20 protein-coding genes, 1 tRNA gene and 1 pseudogene are annotated in these 19,196 nt (G+C 71.3%); 14 read left to right on the top strand and 8 right to left on the bottom strand.

Going from position 1 to position 19,196, the window contains the following annotated elements; all coding sequences use genetic code 11:
* Window positions 1-97: 97 nt before the first annotated feature.
* On the top strand, window positions 98-799 hold the full coding sequence (locus LO763_RS12305) for a CDP-alcohol phosphatidyltransferase family protein (RefSeq protein WP_230602456.1): 702 nt from the start codon (window positions 98-100) through the stop codon (window positions 797-799).
* A gap of 12 nt (window positions 800-811) precedes the next feature.
* Here LO763_RS12305 and LO763_RS12300 read toward each other — a convergent pair whose 3' ends face one another.
* Window positions 812-1,981 (bottom strand): glycosyltransferase family 4 protein, encoded by a 1,170-nt coding sequence (locus LO763_RS12300; protein ID WP_230602454.1) that lies wholly within the window; start codon window positions 1,979-1,981, stop codon window positions 812-814.
* Between the two features lie 287 nt (window positions 1,982-2,268).
* Between LO763_RS12300 and LO763_RS12295 the strand changes: the two genes are divergently transcribed.
* From LO763_RS12295 to LO763_RS12280, 4 genes are all read left to right on the top strand, one after another.
* Window positions 2,269-3,768, top strand: a complete 1,500-nt coding sequence (locus LO763_RS12295) for a sugar transferase (protein ID WP_439650289.1) — start codon at window positions 2,269-2,271, stop codon at window positions 3,766-3,768.
* A gap of 82 nt (window positions 3,769-3,850) precedes the next feature.
* A complete protein-coding gene (locus tag LO763_RS12290; RefSeq protein ID WP_230602450.1) occupies window positions 3,851-4,822 on the top strand; it encodes a UDP-glucuronic acid decarboxylase family protein in 972 nt (323 codons plus the stop codon).
* A gap of 69 nt (window positions 4,823-4,891) precedes the next feature.
* Complete coding sequence (locus tag LO763_RS12285) at window positions 4,892-6,055, top strand: LCP family protein (RefSeq protein ID WP_230602448.1); 1,164 nt, start codon at window positions 4,892-4,894, stop codon at window positions 6,053-6,055.
* Window positions 6,056-6,279: 224 nt separating this feature from the next.
* Window positions 6,280-7,107 carry an SAM-dependent methyltransferase gene (locus tag LO763_RS12280; protein ID WP_230602446.1) on the top strand — a complete coding sequence of 276 codons (828 nt, stop codon included), beginning with the start codon at window positions 6,280-6,282 and terminating at the stop codon, window positions 7,105-7,107.
* A 130-nt stretch (window positions 7,108-7,237) separates the two neighbouring features.
* Here LO763_RS12280 and LO763_RS12275 read toward each other — a convergent pair whose 3' ends face one another.
* On the bottom strand, window positions 7,238-8,122 hold the full coding sequence (locus tag LO763_RS12275; RefSeq protein WP_230602444.1) for a Sco1979 family transcriptional regulator: 885 nt from the start codon (window positions 8,120-8,122) through the stop codon (window positions 7,238-7,240).
* A 112-nt stretch (window positions 8,123-8,234) separates the two neighbouring features.
* Window positions 8,235-8,480, bottom strand: coding sequence for a DUF397 domain-containing protein (locus tag LO763_RS12270; protein ID WP_230602442.1), 246 nt, complete (start codon window positions 8,478-8,480; stop codon window positions 8,235-8,237).
* A 549-nt stretch (window positions 8,481-9,029) separates the two neighbouring features.
* Between LO763_RS12270 and LO763_RS12265 the strand changes: the two genes are divergently transcribed.
* Window positions 9,030-9,278, top strand: a complete 249-nt coding sequence (locus LO763_RS12265) for a hypothetical protein (RefSeq protein WP_230602440.1) — start codon at window positions 9,030-9,032, stop codon at window positions 9,276-9,278.
* A gap of 387 nt (window positions 9,279-9,665) precedes the next feature.
* On the opposite strand, the gene LO763_RS12260 is transcribed toward LO763_RS12265, so the two are convergent.
* Together LO763_RS12260 and LO763_RS12255 are read right to left on the bottom strand one after the other, a co-directional pair.
* Window positions 9,666-9,738: transfer RNA gene (locus LO763_RS12260), tRNA-Arg, on the bottom strand.
* 158 nt (window positions 9,739-9,896) lie between these two features.
* Window positions 9,897-11,645: a glycerol-3-phosphate dehydrogenase/oxidase gene (locus LO763_RS12255; protein WP_230602438.1), complete on the bottom strand. Its 1,749-nt coding sequence runs from the start codon at window positions 11,643-11,645 to the stop codon at window positions 9,897-9,899.
* Window positions 11,646-11,714: 69 nt separating this feature from the next.
* Between LO763_RS12255 and LO763_RS12250 the strand changes: the two genes are divergently transcribed.
* The 6 genes from LO763_RS12250 (at window position 11,715) to LO763_RS12225 (ending at window position 16,631) form a co-directional block, all read left to right on the top strand.
* Window positions 11,715-12,377 (top strand): hypothetical protein, encoded by a 663-nt coding sequence (locus tag LO763_RS12250; RefSeq protein WP_230602436.1) that lies wholly within the window; start codon window positions 11,715-11,717, stop codon window positions 12,375-12,377.
* 52 nt (window positions 12,378-12,429) lie between these two features.
* Window positions 12,430-12,795, top strand: coding sequence for a dihydroneopterin aldolase (gene folB / locus LO763_RS12245; protein ID WP_230602434.1), 366 nt, complete (start codon window positions 12,430-12,432; stop codon window positions 12,793-12,795).
* Window positions 12,792-13,325 carry a 2-amino-4-hydroxy-6-hydroxymethyldihydropteridine diphosphokinase gene (folK, locus tag LO763_RS12240; RefSeq protein WP_230602432.1) on the top strand — a complete coding sequence of 178 codons (534 nt, stop codon included), beginning with the start codon at window positions 12,792-12,794 and terminating at the stop codon, window positions 13,323-13,325. Before folB ends, folK begins: the two co-directional genes overlap by 4 nt.
* Before the next feature lie 13 nt (window positions 13,326-13,338).
* Complete coding sequence (locus LO763_RS12235) at window positions 13,339-13,902, top strand: DUF3180 domain-containing protein (RefSeq protein ID WP_230602431.1); 564 nt, start codon at window positions 13,339-13,341, stop codon at window positions 13,900-13,902.
* Window positions 13,903-13,984: 82 nt separating this feature from the next.
* Complete coding sequence (locus LO763_RS12230) at window positions 13,985-15,298, top strand: ABC transporter permease (protein WP_230602429.1); 1,314 nt, start codon at window positions 13,985-13,987, stop codon at window positions 15,296-15,298.
* A gap of 40 nt (window positions 15,299-15,338) precedes the next feature.
* Complete coding sequence (locus LO763_RS12225; RefSeq protein WP_230602427.1) at window positions 15,339-16,631, top strand: hypothetical protein; 1,293 nt, start codon at window positions 15,339-15,341, stop codon at window positions 16,629-16,631.
* A gap of 84 nt (window positions 16,632-16,715) precedes the next feature.
* Here LO763_RS12225 and LO763_RS12220 read toward each other — a convergent pair whose 3' ends face one another.
* From LO763_RS12220 to LO763_RS12210, 3 genes are read right to left on the bottom strand one after another with little or no spacing between them, the layout of a single operon-like run.
* Window positions 16,716-16,985: a hypothetical protein gene (locus tag LO763_RS12220; protein WP_230602425.1), complete on the bottom strand. Its 270-nt coding sequence runs from the start codon at window positions 16,983-16,985 to the stop codon at window positions 16,716-16,718.
* Complete coding sequence (locus LO763_RS12215) at window positions 16,978-17,253, bottom strand: hypothetical protein (RefSeq protein ID WP_230602423.1); 276 nt, start codon at window positions 17,251-17,253, stop codon at window positions 16,978-16,980. The genes LO763_RS12220 and LO763_RS12215 overlap by 8 nt, the downstream gene beginning before the upstream one ends.
* The gene (locus LO763_RS12210) at window positions 17,250-17,615 is read right to left on the bottom strand and encodes a hypothetical protein (protein ID WP_230602421.1); all 366 of its coding nucleotides are present in this window, start codon (window positions 17,613-17,615) and stop codon (window positions 17,250-17,252) included. The genes LO763_RS12215 and LO763_RS12210 overlap by 4 nt, the downstream gene beginning before the upstream one ends.
* Before the next feature lie 407 nt (window positions 17,616-18,022).
* On the opposite strand from LO763_RS12210, the pseudogene LO763_RS12205 reads away from it, so the two are divergent.
* A pseudogene (locus tag LO763_RS12205) lies at window positions 18,023-18,889 on the top strand (helix-turn-helix domain-containing protein).
* Window positions 18,886-19,116, top strand: coding sequence for a DUF397 domain-containing protein (locus LO763_RS12200; protein WP_230602419.1), 231 nt, complete (start codon window positions 18,886-18,888; stop codon window positions 19,114-19,116). The pseudogene LO763_RS12205 and the gene LO763_RS12200 overlap by 4 nt, the downstream one beginning before the upstream one ends.
* Window positions 19,117-19,196 lie beyond the last annotated feature (80 nt).

Raw genomic sequence — 19,196 nt, 5'->3', positions numbered from 1 at the left:
GGCGACGGTGCGTGCCCCTCCTGCTCACGGCAAGCGTCATCCACGTCACGTTCCGTTGCGCGGCGGCCCTTCTCAGGGCTCCCGCTAGGATCGGCGCGTGACTGCACAGCGTCCGCCCCGCCGACCCGCCGACTTCCTCGCCGCCAACCGGGGCGGCGGCCTCGCCACCATGCTCGACCAGCGCGGCGGCGCGCTGTTCGCCTACGCCGCATGGCGAGCGGGACTCAAGCCCTCGCATCTGTCGCTCCTCAACCTCGTCCTCGGCATCGGCGTCAGCGCAGGGGTCATCGCCTACATACCGGCCGCGCGCGAGGGCTACCCGTGGTGGCCGGTCGCAATCGCGGCGCTCGTGCTCTGGCAGGCGGCCTACATGATCGACTGCGCCGACGGCCAGCTCGCGCGCGTCACCGGCACGGGCTCGGACGCGGGCGCGCGCGTCGACGTCCTCTGCGACATCGCCATCCAGGCCTCGGTCGTCGCGGTCGTCGTCGCCGTGACCGACGCCTACACCCCCGCCGTCCCCGCCTGGTGCGGGGCCGCCTTCGCGGCGCTGTGGATGACCAACCTCGTCACCGCCGTGATGGCCAAAGAGGACGCCTCGATCTCGATGGTGACGAGCACGAGCCTGCCGGTGCGCCTCGTCAAGCTGGTGCGCGACTACGGGTTCGTCATCGCCGTCATCGCGCTGGCGCTCCTCGTGCCGGGCCTCATGTGGGTCGTCATGCTCGGCTTCGGCGCGGTGAACGCGCTGTTCCTCCTGGCGAGCATCGCGGTCAACGCCCGCGCCAGCCTGCGCTGAACCCTAGGGGCCTCAGGCCTCGGGGGCGGCGAGGAGCTCCTCGTAGATCCCGATCAGCCGCCGCAGCGTCACCTCCGGTGAGAACACCGCTTCGTAACGGGCCCTTGCGTTCGCGGCGTACGACGGGTCCTTCGCCACCGCCTCCAGGCCCCGCGCCAGCGCCTCCGGCTCCGGCTCGACCGCCACCCCCGCGGGCGCGTCGGTGCCCGCCCCCGCGATGAACGGCGCCCCGCCCATGCGCGTCGCGACCACGGCCCGGCCGCTCGCGAGCGCCTCGAGCCCCGTGGTCGGCAGGATGTCCTGCCAGATCGACGGGACCACCATCGCCGCCGCCCCGGCGAGCGCGGCGCGCATCCCGTCCGCGTCGAGCCGCCCCAGGTACTCGACCTCGCCGCGCGCGGCCGCCGCCTCCACGAGCGGGCGCAGCGGCCCGTCCCCGGCGATCCTCAGGGCCTCCCCCGGCAGGTCCGCGAGCCGCCACGCCTCCAGCAGCAGCTCCACGCCCTTCTCCGGGACCAGCCGCGCCCCGAACAGGAACCCCCCGCCCAGGGGCGGCACCGCGCCGGGGTCGGCCACGGCGTTGGGCTTCACCCGGATCCGGTCCTCCTCGATCCCGATGCTCCGCAGGTACCCGGCCATCGCGTCGGTGAGCGCCACGAAGCGGTCGACGCTCCGCCACGTCCCCTGGTGCGCCCCGAGCGCCACCGCCATGACCGCGCTCTGCGCGCGCGAGCCCCGGTAGCAGGCGTGCGCGACGCCCGGCGCGTTCCAGCGCCTCCCGTGGCAGTCCCGGCAGTCGTGCCCGTCCCTGAAGTACAGCCCGTTCATGCAGTCGTGCCGGTAGTTGTGGATGGTCTGCACCACCTTCACCCCGTGCGCGTGCGCCGTGCGCACCACCGACGGCGACAGCAGCGGGTAGGGGTTGTGCAGGTGCAGCAGGTCCGGCCGCTCGCGCTCGAGCACCGCCGCGAGCTCGCGCTGCGTCCCCGCGGCGTGCACCGGCGAGGCGGCCAGCGCGGCCTTGCGGTGGAGCGGCAGCGCCCCGATCTCGTCCGAGGAGCGCAGGAACGGCACGACCTCGACGCCGGCCTCCCGCAGCGCCCCGATCTCGTAGTCCACGATCACGTTCTCGCCCGACGGCTGCGCCGAGGAGTACCGGTTGTGGGCGATGACGATCTTCACAGGGTCTTCCTCACACAGGGTGGCGGGGACGGCTTTCGGATCGGCCGAAGATACCTCAGGAGCCGAATAGGTGTAGGTTGTCGGGTACCGTGTCAGCGGGCCGCCCAGCTCTGAGAAGCGCCGTCGGGAGATGCCGCGCCGATCTCCACCCGCGGACACTCACCTCCACCGTAAGCTGACGACCGCAGGGATGTGCAGTGGCTACGAGCCTGGAACGCCCAGCAAATGATCTCCACGGACGTGGAGGTGTTCCGCAATACCCAGCCGGGAAGCACGGACGGACGGGGATGTCGGTGGGCGGTGCTCGTGAAGGCGGTGACCCGCAGCTGGTCACCAACGGGGTCACCCGCTCCGCCTGGCGCCGCCTGGTCCGCGCCTCCAACTGGCACCGCTACTACCAGGGCGCCCTCGTCGGCGTCGACCTGCTCGCCGCCGTGCTCGCCACGGTCGTCGCCGTCAACCTCACCCCCACCCCCCACGCCGGCTTCGACACCGACGACCAGCTCCACTTCTTCTACCTCACCGTGTGGCTGCTGCTCCCGGCCGCGTGGCTGCTCACCCTGTGGGGCACCGGCTCGTACGACCGCCGCTACTTCGGCATGGGCAACGAGGAGTTCAAGCGGGTCATCCGCGCCTCCATGTTCATGCTCGCGTTCGTGTCCTTCGCCGCCCTGACCTTCAAGGCCGACGTCTCCCGCGTCACGGTCGCGGTGATCCTCCTCGTCGCCGCCGTCCTCGTCATGTCCTTCCGCCTCGGCGCCCGCTACGGCCTGCACCGGATGCGCGCCGCCGGGCGCGGCGTCCAGCGGGTCCTGCTCATCGGCGCCTACCCCGAGGCGCTGGAGGTCTACCGCACCGTCCGCCGCTCGCCCGCCGCCGGGCTCGTGCCCGTGGGCATATACGTCACCGAGGGCGCCTCCTCGGTCCGCAACCTCGACACCCCGGTCCCGGTCTTCGCCGGGACCGACGTCGTCACCTGCGCCGAGCAGCTCGAGGCCGACACCCTCGCCGTCTGCGGTTCGGCCTCGGCCGACGCCGCCGACCTGCGCCGCCTCGCCTGGCAGCTCGAGGGCACCGGCCGCGACCTGGTGGTCGCCCCGCAGCTCACCGACATCGCCGGCCCCCGCGTGCACATCCGGCCCGTGGAGGGCCTGCCGCTGCTGCACGTCGAGGAGCCCAAGATCTCCGGCGTGAGCTGGCTGATCAAGAACATCCTCGACATCTCCTCCTCCGTGTTCGGGCTCATCCTGCTCTCGCCGCTGTTCCTGGCGGTCGCGATCGCCATCAAGTCGGACAGCCCCGGCCCCGTGTTCTTCCGCCAGAGCCGGGTCGGGCGCGACGGCGAGACGTTCAGCTGCTGGAAGTTCCGCACCATGTACATCGACGCGGAGGAGCGCCAGGCCGCGCTCATGATGCACAACGAGACCGACGGCCTGCTGTTCAAGATGAAGGACGACCCGCGCATCACCAACGTCGGCAAGTGGCTGCGCCGGACCTCCATCGACGAGTTCCCGCAGCTGATCAACGTCGTCCGCGGCGAGATGAGCCTCGTGGGCCCCCGCCCCCTCCCGGCCGAGAACGGCGACTTCCTCGGCGACGTGCGCCGCCGCCTCCTGGTCCGCCCCGGCATCACCGGCCTGTGGCAGGTCTCGGGCCGCTCGGACCTGTCCTGGGACGACGCGGTCCGCCTCGACCTCTACTACGTCGACAACTGGTCCCTGGCGACCGACCTTCAGATCCTGTTCCGCACCGTCGCCGTAGTATTGCGCCGAAAAGGCGCCTACTGAGCGGACCCGCGGCGCGCACTGAGCGAACGCACAGCTTGCGCCCAGGTGAACGCCAGGCCAACCCTGATAATCTTGGAAATTGATGACTACTTACGGAACCGGCAGCCGCCTCCTCGTCACCGGCGGCGCGGGCCTGGTGGGCAGCCACCTGGTCGACGCGCTCCTGGCGAAGGGCTGCGACGTGACCGCCGTCGACAACTTCGTCACCGGCTCCCGCGCCAACCTCGCCGACCACCCCCGCCTCACCGTCGTCGAGGCCGACGTCACCGAGGGCCTGCCCGTCGGCGACGAGCCCTTCGACGCGGTCCTGCACTTCGCGTGCCCGGCCAGCCCGGTCGACTTCGCGACCCTGCCGGTCGAGATCCTCCGCGTCGACTCCGTGGGCACCCTCCACGCGCTCGACCGCGCCCTCGCCGACGGCGCCCGGTTCCTCATGGCCTCCACCTCCGAGGTGTACGGCGACCCGCACGTGCACCCGCAGCCCGAGTCCTACTGGGGCAACGTGAACCCCATCGGCGTCCGCTCCTGCTACGACGAGGCCAAGCGCTTCTCCGAGGCCGCCGTCGCCGCCTACCACCGGCACAAGGGCCTCGACGCCGCGATCGTGCGGATCTTCAACACGTACGGCCCGCGCATGCGCCCCGACGACGGCCGCGTGATCCCCAACTTCATCGGCCAGGCGCTCGCCGGCGAGCCCCTGACCATCCACGGCGACGGCTCCCAGACCCGGTCCCTGTGCTACGTCGACGACCTCGTGCGCGGCCTGGTGCTGCTCCTGGAGTCCGGCGAGTACGGCCCGGTCAACCTCGGCACCGAGTACGAGCTCACCGTCCGGGAGATGGCCGAGGTCATCCTGCGCCTGACCGGCTCGAGGTCGACCATCGAGTACACCGACCGCCCCTCGGACGACCCCGAGCGCCGCCGCCCCGACCTCACCGCGGCCCGCGAGCTGCTCGGCTACGAGCCGCAGGTCCACTATGAGGCCGGTCTCAAGTCGACCATCGACGACTTCATCGCCCGCGGCACGGCGCCGTCCGGCGTCACCGTCTCCTGAGGAAACTCTCAGAATCCGGGCCGCGTGCGCGGTCCGGGCCCCTTGGCGGCGACCGCGTAAGCTGGGCTCATGACGTATTCCGGTTCCAATTACCGCGGCAGCGCCTCGGTGCCGCCGCGCGGCGGGGGCGACGGCGGCGGTGCGCGCGTCGCGGCCGCGACCGGCGGCGGTCCGACCCGGCGGGGCCTCATCGGCTCGGGGATCGGCCTGGTGGCCTCCATCGCGGCGACGGGAGGCGGCCTGGCCCTGTGGTCGACCGCCAACGACACCAACTCCGACCTCAACCGCGAGTTCGACCTCGAAGGCCTCCCCGACGAGAACCGACCCGACAACGACCGGGCCCTCAACCTCCTCGTCATCGGCTCCGACCACCGCGAGGGCAACGACGAGTCCGACGCCCGCTCGGACACGACGATCCTCATGCACGTCAACGAGGGCGGCTCCGAGGCCTACGGCATCTCGATCCCCCGCGACCTGTACGTCCACATCCCCGAGTACGCGGACGCGAAGTACTACCCCGAGTACACCGGCTCCAACGACAAGTTCAACGCCGCGTACGCCTGGGGCGCCGTCCCGCTCACCGTCCTCACCATCGAGGAGCTGACCGGGGTCCGCGTCGACCACGTGGTCGAGATCGACTTCGCGGGGCTCGTGCAGGTCGTCGACGCCCTCGAGGGCGTCACCATGACCATCGAGCACGCCGACGCCGACGGCTACTACGACGAGACCGGCGTGACCTCCATCCACGGCGACCACCGCTTCTTCCCCGTCGGCGTGAACACGCTGAACGGCGAGGAGGCCCTCGACTACGTGCGCCAGCGCTACCAGTGGGCCCGCGGCGACTTCGCCCGCATGCAGCACCAGCAGGAGCTCATCAAGGCCATCATGGACTCCGCGCTCAGCGCGGGCGTGCTCACCAGCCGCGACAAGCTCACCAGCTTCATCGAGTCCACCTCGGACGCGATCAAGGTCGACACCGAGTTCAACGTCGTCTCCACCGCCATCAACCTCATGAACATGCGCAGCGACGACCTGGTCTTCATGACCACGCCGAACCTCGGCACCGGCGACCAGGGCGGGGAGTCGGTGGTCGTCTACGCCGAGGACCTCGAGAACCCCGGGGACACCAACCCCGAGGCCGTGAGCCTGTGGGAGGCGCTGCGCGAGGACGACGTCGCCGGGTGGATCGACGCCAACCCCGAGGCCTCCGGCCAGGGCGCGGAGGCGGAGTAGCCGCACCCGTTCCGGGGCCCGCGCGACGCGCTCGCGCGGGCCCCGGCCGTTTCCTCCCGTGGTCGCCGAGTGGACCAGTGGACATGGATATGCTTGCAGTGCTTCATGATCCATTTGTCAAGCCGTGTGTCCGGTGTGGCTCGAGTGAGTGAACCCGAAGCCCGGCAGTGTGATCAAGGTCGTACGATGAGCTGAACGTTCCTTCGAAGCAGAGGCAGGGGTCGATGGCTGACACCGACGACAACGCGGAATTCGTACCCGACTTCGACATCTCCAAGCCCACCATCGCCCGCGTCTACGACGCGACCCTCGGTGGCAAGGACAACTTCGCGGTGGACCGCGAAGGAGCGGCCATGATCGCGACCTACGTGCCCAAGATCCGCGAGGCCAGCCAGGACAACCGCCTCGGCCTCAAGAAGGGCGTGGAGTACGTGGCGCGGCAGGGCATCGACCAGTTCCTCGACATCGGGGCCGGCCTGCCCACGATGGAGAACACCCACCAGGTGGCCCAGGCCGTCAACCCGAACGCGAAGGTCTGCTACGTCGACAACGACCCGATCGTGCTCGCGCACGGCCGGGCCCTGCTGGCGGACAACGAGTCCACGGCGATCGCCACCGCGGACCTGCGCGACCCGCCCAGCATCCTGAACCACCCCGACGTCAACAAGATGATCGACTTCGACCGCCCCATCGGCCTGATGATCGTGGGCCTGATGATGCACTTCCACCCCGGCGAGGAGCCCGGCAACTGGATCCGGGAGATCCTCGACGCCTGCCCGAGCGGGTCCTACCTGCACATGACCGACTTCGCCAACACCGGCTACCCCGAGCAGGTGGCGATGGAGAAGTCCTGCATCCAGGCGCTCGGCAACGGGTGGATCCGCACGCCCGAGGAGATCGAGGCGCACTTCCAGGGGCTGCCCCTGGTGCCCCCGGGCCTGGACTACCCGACCCGCTGGTTCCCCGAGGAGCCCGACCGGGAGCTCATCCCGGTGGAGGACCTCGAGGAGCACCAGCGGATCATCATGATGGGCGTCGCCCGCAAGCCGTAGACGGCACGACACGGCGAAGGCGCGCACCTCTTCAGGTGCGCGCCTTCGCCGTGTCCATGCGTGCCCGGCCTCACCCGAACGGGTGAATCGGCTTTCACGGCCCCGCGCGTTCGAGCGCCTCCGGCGACTACTAGCTGTAGTGGTCGCGGATGATCTGCCGCAGGAAGTCCTGGGTCTTGTGCGGCTGCGTGGCCTGGACGCACAGGTGCTCCATGGCCGCCTGGTAGGCGTCCACCTCGCTGTCGCGCTCCAAGTACAGGCCGCCGGTGAGGTGCTCCAGGTAGATGACGTCGGCCAGCTCCTCGTACGCGAAGCGCAGCCAGGTGAACGGCGCGCCCGCCCCGGAGTGGGCTCCCGAGAGGAACGGGACGATCTGGATGCGCACGTTCGGCTTGTCGCAGGAGTCGATGAGGGACTGGATCTGGCCCCGCATGACGCTCGCGCCGCCGAAGGGCCGGTGCAGCGCGGCCTCGTCGATGACCGCCCACAGCTCGGGCCGCTTCTCCTCACGGTCGAGGATCTCCTGGCGCTTCATGCGGACGTCGATCCGCTTGTCGATCTCGGTGAGCGGGGTGTGGCCGTAGCCGAGCATCATCACCGCCCGCGCGTACGCCTCGTTCTGGAGCAGGCCGGGCATGACCTGGACCTCGTAGGTGCGGATCATGAAGGCCGCACCCTCCATGTCCAGGTAGTTGCTGAACCAGTCCGGCAGGTAGTCGCTGTAGCGGTGCCACTTGCTCGGCTGGTTGGCGTCGCGGGCCATGTCCACGAAGCGCTCGATCTCGTCCTCGTCCTGGACCCCGTACATGACCATGAGGTCGCGGACGTCCCGCAGCCGGAACGACACCCGGCCCAGTTCGACGCGGCTGATCTTCGAGGAGGAGGCGCGGATCTCCTCGCCCGCGTCCTCGCGCGAGATGCCGGCGGCCTCCCGCAGGCGGCGCAGGTTGCTGCCGATCATGACCCGCAGCGTGGTGGGACCGGTCGGCAGGTCCTCGGGGTTCGACTTCGCCATGGCACCTCCTTCCGGGATCAGGTCGCTGGACGAAAACTCACCCTGACAGGGTAGCCGGATGGCTCCTCCCGCCAGGGTGAGTGTGCTGCCCTTGGGCTCTCGCCCACGTTTTTCAGGCGATCATGTCGTCGAACTCGCCGTCCTTGGCGCCTTCGACGAGCGCCTTGATCTCGGCCACCGTGTAGATGAGGGCCGGACCCTCGGGGAAGCGCGAGTTGCGGACCGCGATCTCCTCACCGCCGGGGAGGGCGGCCAGCTCCACGCAGTTGCCGCCGTTCGGGCCGCTGCGGACGCTCTTGCGCCACGCCAGCGACGAGGGGAGTTCTCCGGCGGGGATGCCGTTGCGTGCCTTGTCCATGCAGAGATTCCTTCCACCAGTGGCCGGTAGGTCCGGCCGGATTCTCAAACGACCGACAACGAGCAGATCGGGATCCCGCCGCGCCGCCCTATCAGAGCGGTACCGCTGCGGAGAATTCCGACATCCCCGTGGAGGGTCGGACCAAGTGTCGCACATTACACTCTGTAATCGCACATGAGGATGCCCGCGCAGATGCCTGCGCAGATGCACGTGCATCCGCCCGGTGTGGATGCATGTTACGATGAATGTGACAATGCACATAGACACGAGCGCGCGAGTGTGCGACCGTGGTCACGGACTCGTCGCCGCCAACCGAGGTCCGGTGCAGCGACGGGCGGGCCGTCCGGGGATGTGGGTCCCGAGCGGAGGCCGCCGTCGCGAGCCGGATGCTCCGCATCGCACAACCGGACATGCCAGTCGATTCGCATCACCAGGCCGGGCTTCGCCCGGCGGGCCGGAACATCGCCGGGAGAGGGGTTGGGCGCCATGGAACGTCTCGAGGCGCAGACGTTGCTACAGGCAGCCGCGTCAGGCAAGCTGCGGAGCTCTATGTGCCAGCAGGTGATGGCCATCGAGTACGGCAGAACCGGCCAGGTGCTCTACCGGTGCGCCCGCTCCTGCGGCAAGCACACCGCGGACGCCGGCCAGGTCCAGTCCGGACTCCTGTGGCACTACCGCGGCCGCAGCCTCGGCGAGCACTACGGGATGCCCGACGAGGAGATCGTCGACGACATGTTCGCCGCGCTCCAGCTCGCCTGGATCCGCGACGGCGACATCTACACGGCGCGGTTCAGGTGACCGCGCGGCGCCGAGCGAGCGGTCGCGAAGCGCCCCCGAGACTTTGCTCTTGTTTGGTGGGATAGAGCCTCGGGGAGGCCGGTGGGGGCCTCCCCGAGCTCTGCAAGAGACACATAGACGTACTACTTGCGAACAGTGCTGACACACTGAAGCGGGCGGGACCGGAAGGGCCCGCCCGCCGTCGCGTCCGGGGTCCCGTACGGATGCCGCGGAGCACTGTCCACCAGCGGATTCGAGGCCTGATCGCAGCGGTGCCCGCGGCCGTCGGCGCCGGGCGGGAGGCCGCGCTCGCGGCAGTGGGACGACGGAACGGACGAGATCCGCTCCAGGACGTGAACAGAAGCGGCAGGGCCGGGTGCGTACCCGGCCCCGACTCGCGTTCGAGGGTGCCCCAGGCAGGAATCGAACCTGCGACCTGCGGTTTAGGAAACCGTTGCTCTATCCCCTGAGCTACTGGGGCGACGAGAGGAGAGTCTAGCCGATCGCTTCGGACGCGCCCATACTGAGCGGTTCGGATTGGGCGGTCCAGACCGAGCAGTCCAGACCGAGCGGTTCGGATCGGGCCGGTTCAGACTGAGCGGTTCAGACCGAGCGGTTCGCATCGGGCGGACCCGCCGGTCAGGAGAGGCGCTCGAGCCGGCGCGGCTCGACCGCCGCGAGCCGGGCCGCCTCGGCCGCGTCGTCGTCCGGCTGCTGCTGCGAGCGCCGCTCGGCGTCGACCCGGTACAGGTACGCCTCGACCTCCGCGGCCCGCCGCTGCGCGTCCCAGCCGAGGACCTCGCCCGCCAGCCCCGCCGCGTCCATCGCCGCCCGGGTGCCCCGGTCGAAGCCCTCGATCGACAGGCGCAGCCGCCTGGTGAGCAGGTCGTCCAGGTGCAGCGCGCCCTCGGCGCGCGACGCGTAGACCACCTCGGCCCGCAGGTAGTCCTCGGTGCCCGGCAGCGGCCGGGCCAGCTGCGGCTGCGCGACCGCCATCCGCAGGACCTGCGGGGCGAGGCTCCCGTAGCGGCGCAGGAGGCGCTCGACGACGCGCACCTCCACCCCGGCGCGCTTCGCGATCCGCTCCCGCGCGCCCCAGTAGACCGCGTACCCGTCCGCGCCGAGCAGCGGCAGCAGGTGCGTGCCGCTGGCCGGGACGTCCGGGCCCAGCCGCTTCGCGGCGGCGTCGACCGCGTCCTTCGCCATGACCCGGTAGGTGGTGAGCTTCCCGCCCGCCACGAAGCACAGGCCCGGCTCCACCTCGATCACCGCGTGCTCGCGGCTGAGCTTCGAGGTCTCCTCGGTCTCCCCGCGCAGGAGCGGCCGCAGCCCCGCGTAGACACCCTCTACTTGGGACACGTCCAGGCGGCGGCGCAGCACGTCGCTCGCCTGCCGGAGCAGGTAGGCGACGTCGCCCGCCGACGCGGCCGGGTGCGCCGGGTCCAGGTCCCAGTCGGTGTCGGTGGTCCCGATCAGCCAGTGCCCGTCCCACGGGATGATGAACAGGACGCTCCACTTCGTCCTCGAGATGATCCCCGCGCTCCCGTCGATCGCCTCGCGCGGCAGCACCAGGTGCACGCCCTTGGAGGCGCGGACCGCGAAGCCGGCCCGCTCGGGCAGGCGCCGGGCGAGCTCGTCGCTCCACACCCCCGCCGCGCACACCACGGTCCTCGCCCGGACCGCGAAGCGCCGCCCCGACTCGACGTCGACGGCCTCGACGCCGGCGAGCCGCCCGTTCTCGCGGAGGAACCCCACCACCTGCACCGAGGAGGCCACGGCCGCGCCCAGGGACGCGGCGGTCCGCGCGAGCGTCACCACCAGCCGGGCGTCGTCCACCTGCGCGTCGAAGTACCGGATCGCGCCGTGCACGCGCGGGTCCAGGTCGGGGAAGGCCTCCAGGGCCCCGGCCCGGCTCAGGTGCCGGTGCCACGGCAGGCCCCCGCGGCCGCGCCCGGCGCCGAGCGCGGTCGCCAGCACGTCGTAGGCCGCCACGCCCGCCCCGTAGTACGCCCGCTCCCAGACCCCTTTGAGCGGCAGGAGGAACGGCACCGGCCGCACCAGGTGCGGGGCGAGGCTCCCGGCGAGGAGCCCCCGCTCGGTCAGCGCCTCGTGCACCAGGCCCAGCTCGAGCTGCTCCAGGTACCGCAGGCCGCCGTGCACGAGTTTGCTCGACCGCGAAGAGGTCCCGGACGCGAAGTCGCGCGCCTCGACCAGGGCCGTCCGCAGGCCCCGGCCCGCGGCGTCCACCGCCGCCCCCGCCCCGGTCGCGCCGCCGCCCACGACCAGCACGTCGAAGACCTCCGCGCCGAGCCGCTTCAGGTCCCACCGCCGCCGCTCCGGCGAGAGGCGGCCGGCCTGCGAGCGGGGGCGGGACATGGGCGTGCGCATGCGTTCACGATACGTGGATCCACCTGGGCCGGGGCCCTTCTGGAAGCACGGGGCCCGTAAATTGGAGGAGTGGCCCCTTCCCCCCGTAGGCGTCCGGACAAGCTCACCGTCACCGCCCGGTTCGTGCAGTACAAACTGCGGATACCGGTCATCGTCGCGGTGTGCGCCTCCGTGCCCGCGGTCTTCCTCACCCTCTGGACGGACGGGAACGTCGCCCTGGCCGGGAAGGTCGTCGGCTGGGCCGCCGGCGCCGTGCTCTGGTTCGAGTCGGTGGTCCTGCTGCTCGCCGCCCGGAGCAAGCGCCGGTGGCTGTGGCGGCACAAGTGGATGCTGTTCGTCTGCCTGCTGACGCTGCTGAGCCTCGTCGCCGCCGCGGGCGGCGCGCAGGTGCTGCGCCTGGCCTACCTCCTCGGCTCCGTCCGGGCCCTGCGCGCCAAGCGCATCATCGACGCCGCCGGCATCCTCGGGCGCCGCCTGAGCCTCGGCATCTGGTGGAAGTCGGGCCTGTTCACCGGCGCGGGCGCGATCGCCGCCGTCACCGCCGCCGCGCTCCTCTTCGACCCCGACGCCCGGTACGGCGAGCTCCTGCACTGGTTCGACGCGAACCTCCGGCTCCTGCCGATCCTCTTCGCGGGGGCCGTGCTCGCCGTCGCCACCTGGTTCGTCTTCCGCCCGAGGAAGGGCGGGAAGGCCGCGGCCGTCGAGGCGGCCGAGCCCGAACCGCCCGCGTAGTCCCTTCACCGTCCTTCCTCGACCCCGCCCCCGGTACGAGTAGGCTCGGCGCGTGGATACCGACCTGATCACCCTGTCCGGCCTGCGCGTGCACGGGCGCCACGGCGTCTTCGACCACGAACGGGAGGCCGGTCAGGACTTCATCGTCGACGTCTCCCTCCGCACCTCCACCGCCGAGGCCGCCGCGAGCGACGACCTCGGCCGCACCGTCGACTACGGGGCCCTCGCCGACACGCTCGCCGACATCGTCGCGGGCGAGCCGGTCAACCTCATCGAGACCCTCGCCGAGCGCCTCGCCGACGCCTGCCTCCGCCTCGACCGCGTGGCCGCCGCCCGCGTCACCGTCCACAAGCCGCAGGCGCCGATCAACCAGCGCTTCACCGACGTCGCCGTCACCATCGAGAGGAGCCGCGCGTGACCCGCGTCGTGTTCAGCATGGGCTCCAACCTCGGCGACCGCGAGGCCAACCTCGCCGCCGCCATCGCGGCCGCCGCCCCCCGGGCCGTCTCCGAGGTCTACGAGACGCCGCCGTGGGGCGGCGACGACGAGCAGCCCGCCTACTACAACATCGTCGTCATCGCCGAGGACCCCGCGCGCAGCGCCGGGGACTGGCTCGCCCTCGGGCAGCGCCTCGAGACCGAGGCCGGGCGCGTCCGCGACCCCGAGCGCCCCTACGGGCCGCGCACCCTCGACGTCGACCTCATCGCCGTCTCCGACGGCGGCGCCCCCGTCCGCAGCGACGACCCGCACCTGACGCTCCCGCACCCGCTCGCCCATCTGCGGGCGTTCGTGCTGGTCCCGTGGTACGCCATCGACCGCGACGCCGAGCTGCCCGGCCGCGGCCGCGTGAGGGACCTGCTACGCGACGAGTCCGTCGCGGCGGACGCGCGCGCACTGCGCAGGCTCCACCCGATATGGTCGGAACACGGCGACGCTCGCGAGCCGTGATTGGGGGCACCGTATGAGCAGTGACGACGAGCGCGATCCCGGACCGAGCCTGCGACCCACCGCGCCGTCCACCCTCGCGGTGGCCGGGCTGGCAGGGGCCGCCCTCACGCTGCTGCTCGTCACCCGCTACTACCAGCAGGCCCCCGACCTGGCCTGGCACAACTCCCTGGTGATCTTCGCGCTGGCCGCGCTCCTGGCGTGGTTCGCCTGGACCACCCGCAAGGCGCTGCGCCCCGGCCGCAGGCAGGTGCGCGCGGCGGCCGACCGGGGCGCCCCCGCCGCGGCGCACGGCAGGCTGGACGGGCCGGAGCACGCGCTCCAGATCGCCCGCTTCGCCGTGCTCGCCAAGGCCGCCGCCGTCGGCGGCAGCGCCTTCTTCGGCGCCTACCTGGGCTTCACCGTGTGGCTCGCGACCCAGTCCGGCCGGCTCGCCGCCGCCGCGGACGACCTCCCCGCGGCGGTGCTCGGCACCGTCGCCTGCGCCGCGCTCACCGGGGCCGCGCTCTGGCTCGAACACTCCTGCCGCATTCCCCCGCAGGACGACGAGCAGGACGACGACGGCCCCGCCCGACCCTGACCGCAACCGACCCGTCCTCCCCGACGGCCCATCGCCGACCCGCTCCAACCCCCATACGCTCGCGCGTTCAGAGGTGCGCCCCATGAAATTCGACCCCCCGTCCCAAGACCGCGACTCCACCTCGCAGATCAGCGCCGTCACCGCGGACGGCGACGAGACCCCGCCCGACCGCATGGCGGTCCACGTGGTCTGGGAGATCGGCCTGCTGCTGCTCGGCGGCGGCGTCCTGTTCGCCCTCACCCAAGCCGCCGCCGGACCGTTCGCCGAGCACTCCTGGAACGGCTTCGCGGCCGCGCTCGCCCCCGTCGTCCTGCTCGCCTCCGCGATGGCCGTCTCCCTGCGCGTCGGCTCGGTCAACCTGGCCGTCGGCCCCATCGCGCTCCTGGCCGCCTGGCTGTTCGTCGACGCCTCCGGCTCCGGGACGGCGGTGGCCCTCGGCATGGGCCTCGGCGCGGCCGTGTTCGTCGGCGTCGTCCTGGCGACGCTCTCGGCGTGGCTGCGCGCCCCCGGCTGGGCCGCCAGCGGCGCCGTCGGCGGCGCGATCGGCCTGTGGGCCGGGACCTCCGGCGACCCGGGCGAGTTCACGCTGGCCGCGCTGCCGGACACGGGCGTGCTCGCGGCCCTCGGGGCGGCGGCGGGCCTGTCGCTGTTCCTCGGCCTGGTCGGCGCGTTCGCCGGCGTGCGGGCGCGCCTCGCGCCGATCCGCGAGACCCCCGCGGGGGAGCGGCACGGGCGCGGCGGACTGGTGTTCCTCGGCGTCCTGATCTCCTCGTCCCTGGCGGGCGCCGCGGGCGTCGTGGCCGCGTGGACCACGGTTCCCGACGCGGGGGCCGCGGGTTTGCCGGACCCGATCCTGCTCACCGTCGTCGCCCTGGGCGCGGCGCTGCTGGGCGGCACCAGCCTCATGGGGCGCCGCGGCGGCGTCTGCGGCACCCTGTTCGCGTCCCTGCTCGTGCTGTCGCTGATGTGGCTGGCCGAGGGCCGCGGCTGGGACTTCGACCCCAGCTGGATCGCCTTGAGCGCCATCATCGCCGGGTTCCTCGTGACCCGCCTGGTCGAGGCCATGAACACCGTGGACGAGACCGAGGCGGCCACGACGAGCCGCGCGGGATCGGTCGAGGACCTGCGCGAGGACGATCCGCGCCCCGACCGCACCGGAGAGTACGAGCGCTACGACGAGGACCTCGCCGACCTCGGCTCCGGCGGCGACCCGTGGTCGACCGGTACCGGCGGCATCTCGACCACCGGCAGCATCCCGACCACCGGCGGCATCCCGAAGGCCGGCGCCGCGGCGGACCCGTTCGGCGCGTCCGGGGCCTTCGACGACCTGCGGGACAACCGCGACGGCTACGGCACGCGCTTCGGCTCCGACACCGACCGGCGCTACGGGCGCTGACCCCCGATCCGACTTCGCCCCCGATAAGAGGACGACAACCATGACCTATGTCCCCCCGGAGCGCGACGAGACGCGCCAGCTCGAGATCACGCCCCCGCCGCCCGGCACCAGCCGACCGGAACTCGGGAACGGCCTCGACTACCCGGTCGACCCGTTCGCGGGCCAGGCGGCCGCGCCGACCGAGCCGATCGCGTCGAGGCCGCTGCGCGACCGCACGGTCTTCCAGTGGATCTGGGAGGCGATCCTGCTCCTCCTGACCGCGAACGCGCTGTTCCTGGTCTACCGGCGCGAGGACGAGCTCTTCGGCGGCGAGTTCGCCACCCTGATGGACGCCTTCGAGCGCCACGCCCTGTACTTGACGCCGATCCTGCTGGCGGCCTTGGCGATCGGAATGTCGCTGCGGCTCGGCGCGGTGAACCTCGCGGTCCCGGCGCTGGCGGCCGTGATCCCGATCGTGCGGCCCGTCGAGGCGAACGTGTGGGTCTACCTCGGCTTCGTGGCGGGCGCGGCGGCGGTCGCCGGGCTGCTGTACGTGCTGCTGGTGGTCGCCTTCCGGGTGCCGCCGTGGTTCGCGGGGCTCGCGATCGGGGTCGTGGCCTTCGCCGCGATGCCGCTCGCCGGCCGCTTGGCCGCGTGGCGCGGCGTCGACACGGTCGCCTTGGAGGCCCCGCCGAACGGGCTGTACGTGTTCGGCGGCGCCGCGGTGCTGGCCGTCGCGGGGGGCCTCATCGGCCTGGCGCCGGGCGTGCGCGACGGCCTCAGCGCCGTCAAGCGCATGGCCGACGGCGAGGAGCGCTCCGCTCCGGCGGTGTTCCTGCTGCTGGGCGGCACGGTCCTGTCGATGCTCCTGGCCGCCGGTTCGGGCTTCCTGGTCTACATGTACGCGCTGGGTCCGGCCGAGGGGGCGAACTCGATCAGCTTCGGCCCGTACGGTTCCTACCCGCTCTCGGTCGAGTTGCAGCTGTTGGCGTTCGCGGTGGCGCTGCTGGCGGGCACGAGCCTGTGGGGGCGGCGCGGCGGCGTCCTGGGCGCGGTGCTCGCGACGGTGGCGCTGTGGGCCGGGCTGGTGCTGTGGGGCCAGGTCGTGGAGAACGCGGGGGAGGGCTCCTGGCAGGCCGACTACTCGCAGGCGATCTTCGCGGGGGTGCTGCTGCTGGGCCTGTTCGTCTCCTTCGGACTCGACCGGCTGGGCCGCCCGAAGGAGGCCGAGGAGGAGGAGCTCCCGGCGTACCAGACGGAGATGCTCCCCTACGACTCCCCGAACGGCGACGTCCCTGCGGGCACGGGCCTGTTCGAACCGACCCTCCCGGACGCGAACGCGCAGCGCCAGTAGCGAAGCGCTGAGACACGCAGTGGCGGGGCCGCCGAAAGGCGGCCCCGCCACTGCTCTTTTCCGCAAGAGGACCGACTGCCGCGACTAGCTGCGCCGCGCGATGGCGCGGGCGTCGGTCTCGACGGCGGGGCTCATCCGGTCGCCGTGCCAGGCGGGCCGCCATTCGATGGCTGCGGTGGACGGTTCGGTGAAGACGGCGACGAGGTAGGGGCCGTTGCCCAGGCCCTCGTCGCAGCGGATGCGGTGCCGGGCATGGTCGTCGGTGGAGCGCTCGACGAGGAAGCGGATGCGGGCGCCCATGCCGATGTCGCGGGTGAACCCGCCCAGGTGGGTCCAGGAACCGGCTTCAGCCATCCGAGCGCTCCAGGTACCGGGGGACGAAGAAGGCGGCGAGGGCCGCGCGATCGTGATCGGTCCAGGCATCGCAGTGGGCGGAATGGATGGTGACCTCGCCGGTGCCGGACGCGATCGCCTCGATGACGCCGATGTCGGTCGGCTTGCCGGGGTAGAGCTGGCGGAGGACCACGGTGTCGGGCGCGGTTGAGCGGATGTAGCCGCTGACGGCGCGGACGCCGTAGACCTCGGTGCCGATCTTGGTGATCGGGTCGGTGCCGGTGGTCATCGGGTCGCCGCCGCGAGTTCGGTGAGGCTCAGGGCCGCAAGCGGGTTGGGTGACGGCTGTCGGCGCGGGCTCGGGCCGGGCCTGCGGCGGTGGTGGGCGGGGGCCCTGCGGCGGAGGCGGAGATCGGCGGGGACGAGGTCGCCGGAGTCGAGCGCGGCTCGGCGCTGGGCGGCGCTCGCGGTGTAGACGAACTGGCGGGCGGCCGATTCGCGGGAGGGGCAGCCGTGGCGGCCCCAGCGCTCGCCGCACCAGTCGCAGCGCAGGCGCCCGAGGCCGAAGAAGGCGCGGTAGGGCTGGTGAAGCTGAAGGTCGATCTTGGCCCAGCCGGGGACGGGGTCGCGAGATAGGGTCAGCAATGCCATGGGAGTTCGCCTCTCTGGTAGAGGCGGCCCGCCGGTCCAAGGTTCCAAGCTTTTCCGGCGGGCCGCTGCTGTGTGTGCGGCTGTGTTCGGTTCGTCGGTGTAGTTGTGCGCCCGCCCGGCCCGGTCGCGCCGGCGATGCGATCGCCGGACCGGGCGGGCCGGTTCGGAGGAACGGCGGCGGTCCTGCCCCACCTCGCAGGACTCCCGCCCTGCAAGTCAGCCCCCGAACCTATGGAACAAGGTTTGTCGGACCCTAAATCGGGATTTGCATCATTATTATGATGTACATCAGTGATCGTGTCAAGGATCTCAGCGGCGATTCGAAGATGAGGCGATGTTAAGCTCGGCGGCAGGGGCGGAGACTCGCGCTCCTCGCACTGAATCCCCTGGATGTGAAGGGCGGTCGCATGATGGCGGAACCCAAGGACCCCACCTGGCGAGCCAAGTGGCTCGGCCAGAAGCTCCGTGAGCTTCGGAAGAACAAGAAGCTCAGCGTGCAGGATGTCGCGGAGTATCTCGGTTCAGGGACGGCGACGGTTAACCGCTATGAGGCCGGAACCTTCCCGGTGAAGACCGACGTGCTGGTCATGCTGATGGACCTTTACGGCGTTGGGGAGCGGCGCGAGCGCTCGGAGCTCATCCAGCTCGCCGAGGATGTGGCTCAACGCGGGTGGTGGGACAGCCTCGTCTCAGATCAGGCTTTCGCCGATTTCGTGTGGGCCGAGAACAACTCGCGCGCGATCCATGACTTCCAGCTAGCCATTTTCTCCGGGTTGCTACAGCATCCCGCTTACGCGGAAGCGCTCATCGGCATCTGATCGGCCGACAAGACGAAGGGCGAGATCGCAAAGCTCATTGAGACCCGCTTGCAACGCGGTGAGCTGCTCCGGAAGACCATGGGGCCGGAGGCTCGGTTCTTGCTTCACGAAGCGGTACTTCACCAGCGACTTCCGGGCGTCAAGGCGTCGGTGCACACCGCTCAGTTCAAGCACCTGCTGGAAATCCTCGACCTTCCGAATGTCGCGATCCGGATTTTCCCGTTGGCGTCGGCGGCTCACAACATCAGAGGCGTGACCAGTGGTTTCACAATTCTGGAGATGCATGATTCCTGGCCCACCTTGCTCCATGTTGAGACCCCTGCGGGCGCGGTCGTCGCCGAGACCCCTGACATAGACTCGTTTACAGGCGTGTACGACCAGCTTTGGCAGGACGCCTTGGATGAAAAGCAGACATCCAACTATCTATCGAGGCAGTTGAAGGAAGTGGAACAATGAGTCATGGTGCTGGCACCGCTGGTCGCTGGTCGCGTGATCTGTTCCGAAAGAGCAGCCGCAGCAACGGCTCCGGCAACGGCAACTGTGTGGCGATCGCCGTCCTCGGCGGCGAGGTCGCGGTGGGGGACACCAAGTCTCCTCTCGCCGACACCTACGCGCACCTGCGCGTGAGCGCCGCCGACCTCGGCGGCCTGCTTGCCGCAGTCAAGTCCGGCGAGACCGCCTGACCCAGCCCGGCCTGGAAGTCCCGGCGCGCTCTCCACTGCAAGGGAGAGCGCGCCTTTGCTTCTCCTGGCGTGGTGGCCAC

It is taken from the genome of Glycomyces amatae, from assembly GCF_020991375.1.
Lineage (GTDB): Bacteria > Actinomycetota > Actinomycetes > Mycobacteriales > Micromonosporaceae > Glycomyces > Glycomyces amatae.
Note: the sequence above shows the minus strand (reverse complement) of the source record. Positions and strands in the feature narration are given on the sequence as shown.